1 protein-coding gene is annotated in these 252 nt (G+C 68.3%); it reads right to left on the bottom strand.

Annotation, left to right across the window (positions count from 1 at the left end):
* Nucleotides 1–210: ROK family protein (locus SB658_RS25940; RefSeq protein ID WP_410603352.1), on the bottom strand; the 210-nt coding region annotated here is incomplete at its 3' end.
* Nucleotides 211–252: the final 42 nt, after the last annotated feature.

The following is a 252-nucleotide window of genomic DNA, read 5'->3' as shown; positions in this document are numbered from 1 at the left end:
CCCGAACGCCGCGCCCATCGCGTCGTTCTCCACCACGACGGGTCGGCCGAGTGCGGTCTCGACCTCGTCGACCCACGATGTTCCTGACCAATCCGGCAAGGTGTGGGAGTTGTGCACGATCCGCGTCCGCACGTCGACCGGGCCTGTGATCGCCATTCCGACAGCGGCGACATCCTCATCCATCGCCACCTCACGGATCAACGCGAGCATCGCCTCGGCCGGCCGCTCGCCCGGACCCAGCGTTGCAGGACG

The organism is Bacillus sp. SIMBA_008, assembly GCF_046535495.1.
GTDB lineage: Bacteria > Bacillota > Bacilli > Bacillales > Bacillaceae > Bacillus > Bacillus subtilis.
The sequence above is the reverse complement of the archived record's forward strand: the minus strand, read 5'-3'. Positions and strand labels throughout refer to the sequence as shown.